General features: G+C 40.1%; 6 protein-coding genes. 4 read left to right on the top strand and 2 right to left on the bottom strand.

The features are described 5' to 3' along the window. Nucleotides 1-312 precede the first annotated feature (312 nt). On the top strand, nt 313-1,569 hold the full coding sequence (locus UF75_RS23345; protein WP_082075310.1) for a transposase: 1,257 nt from the start codon (nt 313-315) through the stop codon (nt 1,567-1,569). Nucleotides 1,570-1,862: 293 nt separating this feature from the next. On the opposite strand, the gene UF75_RS23340 is transcribed toward UF75_RS23345, so the two are convergent. Beyond that, on the bottom strand, nt 1,863-3,098 hold the full coding sequence (locus UF75_RS23340; RefSeq protein WP_045576922.1) for a uroporphyrinogen decarboxylase family protein: 1,236 nt from the start codon (nt 3,096-3,098) through the stop codon (nt 1,863-1,865). Between the two features lie 219 nt (nt 3,099-3,317). On the opposite strand from UF75_RS23340, the gene UF75_RS23335 reads away from it, so the two are divergent. Together UF75_RS23335 and UF75_RS23330 are read left to right on the top strand one after the other, a co-directional pair. Beyond that, nucleotides 3,318-4,349 carry an IS1595-like element ISDess1 family transposase gene (locus tag UF75_RS23335; protein WP_045576921.1) on the top strand — a complete coding sequence of 344 codons (1,032 nt, stop codon included), beginning with the start codon at nt 3,318-3,320 and terminating at the stop codon, nt 4,347-4,349. A gap of 87 nt (nt 4,350-4,436) precedes the next feature. Beyond that, on the top strand, nt 4,437-5,363 hold the full coding sequence (locus UF75_RS23330; RefSeq protein WP_045576920.1) for an AraC family transcriptional regulator: 927 nt from the start codon (nt 4,437-4,439) through the stop codon (nt 5,361-5,363). Between the two features lie 214 nt (nt 5,364-5,577). Here UF75_RS23330 and UF75_RS23325 read toward each other — a convergent pair whose 3' ends face one another. Next, nucleotides 5,578-6,597, bottom strand: coding sequence for a LacI family DNA-binding transcriptional regulator (locus UF75_RS23325; protein ID WP_045576919.1), 1,020 nt, complete (start codon nt 6,595-6,597; stop codon nt 5,578-5,580). Nucleotides 6,598-6,908: 311 nt separating this feature from the next. Here UF75_RS23325 and UF75_RS23320 point away from each other — a divergent pair. Then, a partial coding sequence (locus tag UF75_RS23320; protein ID WP_045576918.1) for an IS1634 family transposase occupies nt 6,909-8,566 on the top strand: 1,658 nt, incomplete at its 3' end.

Raw genomic sequence — 8,566 nt, 5'->3', positions numbered from 1 at the left:
TCCTTCGGAAATCGCCTTTTCTGTACATTCTTTAACAAGAGGTGCCTTACCTTCGATTACTGCTTCTTGCAAGTCATTTAGAATTGACATTACTTATTCCTCCACAAATTGAATTAGCCCTATTAGAGTCTGTTACAAAAAACATTAACGGCCCAAACGACAGTTCGGTAAAAATAATTACACCTCTAACCATTTGTGCGGTAAAATAAGGTGACAAGCCAAATTAACGCACAAGGAAGAGGTGTAAAACTTGATTCAACTAGACATATTCTCACCCCTCTATTATAGCACACTTGGTTTGATGAGGACCTCATTGATTACATAACTTTTATAAAAGACGATCAAATTAGGAACCTATTTCCTCGCCTAATTGTTGATCCACGTGGACGTAAACCTTGGGACCCAGTTATATTGTTTCGCATGCATATTCTTTACTTCACGCGACCAGAATTCATCTCATTTCGTCAAATGTGCAAAGAGTTGTCGAAAGCCAAGCATCAAGACTATCGTAATTTCCTCTGTATTACAGGCACTAAGGTACCGAGTCACGCAGCTCTAAGTCGGTTTCGCGCACTTTTGAGTATAAGTGACGATACGATCAATGAACTTTCCAAGCCTTTTTTAAGTCAAGCAGTAAAGATGGAAGGCTTTTTGAACCTCATGATCACGGCGTTAGATTCGCGTCCTATCTTCGCAGCCGTAGGCGGATTCAAAAAGGAATGCACCTGCAAGACTCCTGAAAAATGTACCTGTCCGCCCCGTTTTTCTGATAACGATGCTAAAGTAGGCAGACAACGGATCAAAGTCAATCAAAACAAGTATTTTATTGGATATCGAAAAAATACGGTCATCTGTGGTAGTTCGCAAGGACCGATGCCATTAGGCTCTGTAGTGGTTCATGCCAAAACCTCGGATAGCAATATGCTGCTACCCTGTCTGGAACGCATGAAAGAATTGGATCTCCATCTGCCACATATGGCAGCAGACATGGCTTATATTGGGGGGCAAGATAAGATTGAAGCACTTAAGAAATACCGTACTGCAGTATTTACCGAAGTAAAAAAAGATATGATCCGCCCAGAAGTCTGCGATGAATTAGGACGGATACTGTGTTCGGAAGGACACCTAGCAGGGTATGACGGATTTGACGCCGAAACAATGACCGTAGAATATGTGGGAGATGCAACCCATTGTAACTCTTGCTTGCGCTGGGGGACTTGTGACAGACGCTTTGAATTTTCGTTTGAGGAAAACCCTCAATTTTTCGGTCCAATAGCACAAGGATCCAAATTAGCAGAGGCCTTTATCACTTTCAGAAAGCAAGTTGAACTGAATTTCGCCTTAGAAGCCAATTTGCTTGATAGAGTATTACATCACAAAAAGCTAACTGTACGTGGACAAAAACGAGTAGATACCTATCTTCGACTGACCGATTTGAGCCGATTAATCCTTGGTATGATACATCATGCCAAAGAAAACTTCGTTCCAAAAGGACGGAATCAAGAACTAAGGCGACTTGCGGAACAAGCCATTTACGACCGTAAGACGATACTCATTCAAGCCGCATAAATGGCAAATACGTCATCGGAATTTATTACCTATACCCCATTTTGGGACCAAGGGATGTTTATACACTTTTTTGAGTAGGTCTTTCTCAACGTCTCGATTTCTTATCTAGTGCACATTCTGAGAGAGGTTCTGAAGCCGCTAAAACGTAAGAATTCAAGTACGTCTGTTCGCCAGTTAAATGTTTTTTGTTATTTTGTAACAACCTCTATTAATAATTACCTGAACTCTATTTTCTTATAAAAAATTTCTACCCTTAAGATGTGTTATTGCGGATATTTTTCGAGGCTAATATTCTAATATTGATTTACGGTTTCAAACATAGCAAGAATGTTTTCTGGCGGAACATCTGGCATAATATTGTGGACTGTATTGAAAACAAATCCTCCTCCCGGAGCAAAAATTTCAATATTTCGCTTTACATGCTCTCTCACTTGCTCAGGGGTACCGTGGTTTAAAACTGTTCTTGTATCACAGCCGCCGCCCCAGAAAACAACATCTTTCCCAAATTCCTTTTTTAACCGTGCTGCATCCATATCGCGGCAGACCGTTTGCACTGGATTAAAGATTTCAAAACCGGCTTCAATCAAGTCAGGCATTAGCTTGTAGATGGAACCACAGGAATGAATGAAAACTTTCATATTGCTATGTTTCTTAATATAGTCACATAAAATCTTATGCCGTGGTTTAAAGATCCTTCTATAGGTATCCGGATGCATGAAGGGGCCGGTATCGGTGCCTAGATCATCACATAGTCTAACAATGTCTACAACATCACCTACAGCGGTACATATTTTATCAAGGGTGGCAAGATGTATTTCCATAAGGGCATCAAGGAATTTCTCAACCTGTTCGGGTTCAACTGCTATATCCATGAGGAAGTTATCCATACGCCTTAGATATGTTCCCCATTCAAATAGGTTGCACCCAGCGGCAATCATAACGGCCCGGCCAGAATTTTCTCTAAGGTAAATCGCCTTTTCTCTCAACCTTTGCCAGAAATCCGGTTCATTTATGTGGTCAAAAGGACTCGGTGGAAAAGCCGCCCAAAGAACTTTCTCCATATCCTTCGGCAGTTCTTTAAAATTGTCAGGGTAATTATCGATATAGGGAAAGAGCATTTGATCAAAAAAGGTTGCTCCCACGGGCATTCTGGCTAAGCATTCCCTGTTTTCATTAAAAGCAAAATAATTTCCATCAGCTTGAAGCTCAGGGTGGAACCATTTGGGGTATTGGGCGGTCTCTCCATTACTCAGGGTCACATCATGCCAATCAGTTTTTTCAGTATTAAAAGCTCTTCCGATATCTACGACGCCCACCTTAAATAGATCCAGTACATACATATCCGGCTGTGTAACTTGCTGAACTACATCATATACGAGGTTTTGTTTGACGGGCAGGTCCAAATAATTAATTAAGTTGCTGTAAGCAATTGCCGAGATACTCGAACTAGAAGTAGACCCCAGATCAATGGCAACATGCTCAGGTTCCTTGTGATTTAGTGTTGCAAGAATTTGTTCACGGTAATTCATCTTTTTACACCTCCAAAACTTGATTGATGCTTGTAGTATAATTGTAGTATAATTGAAGGCAACTGCCAATAAATGATTTAATACGAAAATAAATTGATTAAAAACGAAAAAGCGATTAATATTTTAGGCTTAGTTAAAGAGTGATCTTGATATTTGATACTTATGTCCAAGCCATGTCTTACAATAGAGTTAGGAACCTATTTAAGGAGGACTCTATTCATGGACGGAACACTCTTTGGCTCGATAATTGAGCTTATCTCTCGTTTAAGCTACGACGAAACGGAACGACTTGTCCTTAAAATACAAAATATGCAGAGCAACTCGACCCAAGGCAATGCTAGACTGATTAGCGAACTCCGTGAAAAGAAGTTTAGCGAAGGCTTTACTTGCCCTCATTGTAGAGGTTCCCATGTTGTTCGGTTTGGCAAGTTCAAGGGTCGTCAACGGTATCGATGTAAGGACTGTTCCAAGACTTTTAGCGACTTAACGGCCACTCCTTTAGCAAGAACTCGCTATCCGAATAAGTGGATTCACTTTATTGACTGTATGCTCCAGGGACTTCCACTTCGTAAATCAGCAGAGATTTTGGACGTTTCCCACGTAACCTTGTTTTACTGGCGACACAAGTTGTTAACTGCCCTACGCCAGATGGATATTCCTTCATTCAAGGGAATCTTGGAGGCTGACGAAACCTATTTTCTCTATTCAGAGAAAGGGAAACGTGGAATCACCTATCGCAAGCCTAGAAAACGGGGTGGGGTTGCTAAATTTCGAGGCATCAGTCACGAACAAGTCTGCGTATTGGTTGCTCGTGACCATGATAAGAACACCGTTTCTAAAGTATCTTGCCGAGGTCGAATCAGCAAAAAGCAAGTGGATAAACTCATTGGTTCAAAGGTTTCGGAATCAAATATTCTTTGTTCCGATGCTTGGCGGTCTTACTCGATTTTTGCTAGGGAGAATGGCTTGGAGCATTATCGTATTAAAAGTACCGAAGAGCATGTCAAGAAAGGAATCTACCACATCCAGAACGTAAATAGCTTTCACAAACGTCTTAAGGATTGGATGGAGCATTTTTGTGGCGTAGCCAGCAAGTATCTGGATAACTATTTAGCATGGTTCAAGTTCTTAGATGCTAAAGGCTTTGAGAAAACTCAAGCCAACCTCAAGGAAATGCTTTTCACTGCCTGTCTATTTCGGGTTAGGGAAACCTACAAATCTTTGCGTTTGTCAGAATTCAGGGTCGCCTGAGAGCATTATTAATTATCTTGGGCAAAATCAACACTAGAGTTTAACTAAGCCATATTTTAAAAACTATAAATAAAGGAGGTAGCAGCGATGGATAAAAATTATAATTTTTCCTCCAGTCCCATTAATGGTATGCAGGTAAATGAGTCTTTTGGAAAGTACACAGTATCTTGTAAAATTGGATATCTATGCGATTTTAATCTCATGCAAATTTCAAATCAGCCTCATTTTCATGATTGCTATGAATTATGTATTGTTACCTCAGGAGAAGGTAACTTTTCATATGGTAATAATGTTTATAAGGTCAAACAAGGAGACATTTTTGTAGCCGACTCGGAAGTTATTCACGAAATCAGCGTAAGTAAGTTACAGGATCTCCAGCTAATTTATTTCTTAATTCAAATTGAAACCGATAACAATTTATCGCCTAAATCAATACAGGACCAGTCGATTGAGTCTTTTTTAAGCGGGCATAAAGTTATTACTGTCGCTCAAAAGCAGATGTTTGCATATTTTTTATTCATAGATACCTATTACTCTGCGAAAAAAAGCCGGGGGTATGGCATTGAACAAGCGTTGAAGAGCCTAATATTAGAAAGTATTGATTTACTAGCTGTTAAAAGTGAGAGACTGTTAAAAGGTCAGTTACATTCTCCAAATACTTTTGAAGCTGCATTAGACTATATTGACCATAATCTGAATAATAAGATTACTGTCAGTGAGGTGGCTAGACAACTAAATGTATCCGAGCGAACCCTCCAATATCTGTTTAAGAAATACCTTAATCGGACTATTGTTGATTATATCAATGAAAAAAAAATGGTGCTGGCTGCACATCACCTTAAGAAGCAATTCAGTGTCAGTGAAACTGCATGTCAAGTGGGTATTGGCGGCTGTCCTCAGTTTACTAGGTTATTTAAGAAGTATTTCGGAGTTGGGCCCAAGAAATACCAACAGCTACATTCGTCCGAATTTAAGGACTTTGGTCGAAGAAAACAAAAACTTGAAATAATATAGCTAAATCAAAAAAACTACCACACTGCGTGCATGGTAGTTTTTTTGATTTCTAGAAAGCACATTATAAAGAAAAGAAATGACTAGCTACCTAAAAAGGTTTCAGACTTTTCTTTACGAGGTACAACTTCTTTGGTTTTAAGAGCTCAATATGATTTTTTGAACCCGAACAAGATCTCTTAACATACTAGTTAACCGCTTAACTAATTTATGGCTTCTAAACATCGGTAATCCTTTTCACAGATTGTCTTTCCACTAAAGATATGTCTAAGACTGTCAGTTCGGGTACGGACAACCCAGAGATTTTGCCAATTAATATTTCCATTGTTCTTTGTCCCAATTCGTACATTGGCTGAGCTATTGATGACAGCGGAGGGTCAACAATGGTACATAAAGCAGTATTATCAAATCCGATAAACGAAATGTCGTCAGGAACCCTATATCCTAATTCTTTAGCTGCTTTCATGCCGCCGAAGGCTAATAAGTCAGTATCAGCAAAAATGGCGGTAGGGGGGGATGTTTTTTTTAACAAATTTATTGTAGCGTTATAACCACCTTCAAATCCTAGATTACGGGTACAAAATTCTACACTGTGCAACGCTAAAAAGTGTTCTTCCAGCGCTTGAATACATCCACGCATACGTTCTTGGGAAGACTCAATATGTAGAGACTCCCCTAACAGGGATATTTTACTATGTCCATTTTCTATCAAATGTTTTGTCGCAAGATAGCCCCCCCGAAAGTTATCAACAACAACGCTTGGAAACGTAATTTGCTGGTTAGGATCCTTAATCCGCCTTGCCAAAACCACCGTGGGCAAGCTATCTCCTAAAGTCTCAATTAATCTTTCTGGTGAGGCTGCAACGGCTGCAACTATTATTCCATCGACGGACTTTTGTTTCAATAACTCTACATATTCCAACTGTTTTTCAAGGTTGTCATCAGTATTACAAAGCAGAACGCTATAGTTATTTTGGCGTGCGAAGTCTTCGACACCGCGAATAACATCAGGATAAAAAGGGTTGCCAATATCGGGTATTAATATACCGGCAGTATAGGTGCGCTTACTAGTCATTGCAGAAGCCAGTAGATTGGGGCGGTAGTCCAATTCATCTATGACTTTATGAACCCTGTCGCGTGTTGGAGAGCTTATTCTACCGCTATTATTAATCACTTTGGACACAGTTGCTATAGAAACGTTCGCTTCTCGTGCAATATCGTAAATGGTAACTGCCAAGTTCTAACCCTCACAATACATATTATTTTGAATATTCTAACACATTTCCTTGAAACTACCTAACCTTAGTATAAAAAATAACAAGAAATAAATCAAGAGTAAGCGCTAACCCGAATTGCAATTTATTTTTACATTTAACCCAAGTTTGGCGACATTTTTTGCCAATTCCTTATATACCAAGGCTTCCAGGGCACTGACCCCAACGTCGTAGTCCTAAATATATGGATAAAATATACTGATAATCCTATGAATTGACCGTGTTGTATGGTATACTAATTGTAGTCCTAACATATTCGAATTGGAGGGCTACAATGTTTCTGAAAAAAGTTACCATAAAGCAAGAAGGTAAGACCTACAATTACTATAAAATCGTCGCTTCTTATAGGGATAAAGACGGGAAACCCAAGCACCGCCTCATCCAGAACCTTGGTGTCTTGTCTGAAGCTGATGCCGAACGAATGAGATTAATCATTAAAGCACAACAGGATTCAGAACTGGCTTTAGCCAAAAGTTCCGATATTGTAGTCACAAGGCATTGGTTGTTTCTGCCCATCATTTTGCTGCATTCCCTTTGGGAAACGTTTCAGTTACAGAAGTTTTTCTCTGATGGCTTATTGATCGAGGCTATGGTACTCAATCGCTGTATTGAGCCACTTAGTAAAATCCACGTCGTGGAGTGGATGCAGAGTACCGTGCTACCAGCAGTGTTTGGGTCTCCCAACATACCTGATGATTTCGCCGTATACCGGGAATTGGATTCCCTTAACAAACAGGAAAGCGCTTTACAAACTCATCTCTATACTCAGCTTCAGCGTCTTGATCCTACTGTTGGGGAAGGATTTTTCTATGACATTACTTCTACGTATATGGAAGGCAGCCAATGCGTGATTGCTAAACTGGGGTATTCCCGTGACCATCGACCCGACCTGGAGCAAATCGTCATTGCTCTTATGGTTACCCCGCAGGGTTCACCATTTTATTGGAAAGTGCTTGAAGGAAATACTCAGGACATCACCACCTTACCTGGTGTGGTTAACGATCTTAAACAGCGATTCGGTTTAAAAACGTGTCATCTTGTCTTTGATCGCGGTATGGTATCCGGTGATCATCTGGATTTACTTGAGGCACAGGGACTTACCTATCTGTCTGCTATGGACAAAGATGAAATAGCCTGCCATCCGTTATTCCAAGAGTTTGTTCCGAAACCTGTCTCGAAAAACGATTATGAACAGATCCTAGCTCTTCATGAATTCGTCCCAACCGACGATAATCAGTTCTTTTATACCCGGGAAGGCCGGATCGGACAACGACGGTTCATTTTCTCATTTGATGTTACCCGGCTTTTTGAAGATATTGCTACACGAGAGAGACGGATCGCAAAGACTATGGCTTGGATTGCCGAACAAAACGCCAAACTAGCTCTTGCTAAGAAATCCCGTCAAAAGGAAGCTGTCGAGCGAGATGTGCAAAAAATAATCTCCAAAAGAAAACTCAAGTCATTGATGAAGGTAACCGTTACGCCTATTGAGGTTAAAGTGTCTAAAAAAGACGGCTCAATACGAATAGCCCATTCTTTTCAGTTATCTGCGATGATTGATAAGACTGGGGAAACGGAAATTAGACGATTGGATGGTATAACTTGCTTCATTACTAACGACACGACGATTCCTCAAACTGAAATCATTCAAAGATACAGAGAAAAGAACAAAATAGAAGAGGCGTTTCGGGAAATGAAATCCCTGTTGGCATTAAGGCCAATCCATTTAACTCGTCCCGAGCGAGTCAAAGCTCATGTCACGGTTTGCATTCTGGCCTACCTACTGGTAAATACGATGGAGATGATGCTTAAGAGGGCTCAACATTCAATATCTCCTATAGAAGTTTTGAAACAAGTGCAAAGCTGCCAGTTAAATCAAGTTGGTATTAAAGGATCATCCGGTTATTCTCTTACAGTAACAGAAATGACAGA

The sequence above is a fragment of the Desulfosporosinus sp. I2 genome (genome assembly GCF_000960765.1).
In the GTDB taxonomy this organism is placed as follows: Bacteria; Bacillota; Desulfitobacteriia; order Desulfitobacteriales; family Desulfitobacteriaceae; genus Desulfosporosinus.
This window is presented reverse-complemented; position numbering and strand designations above follow the sequence as displayed.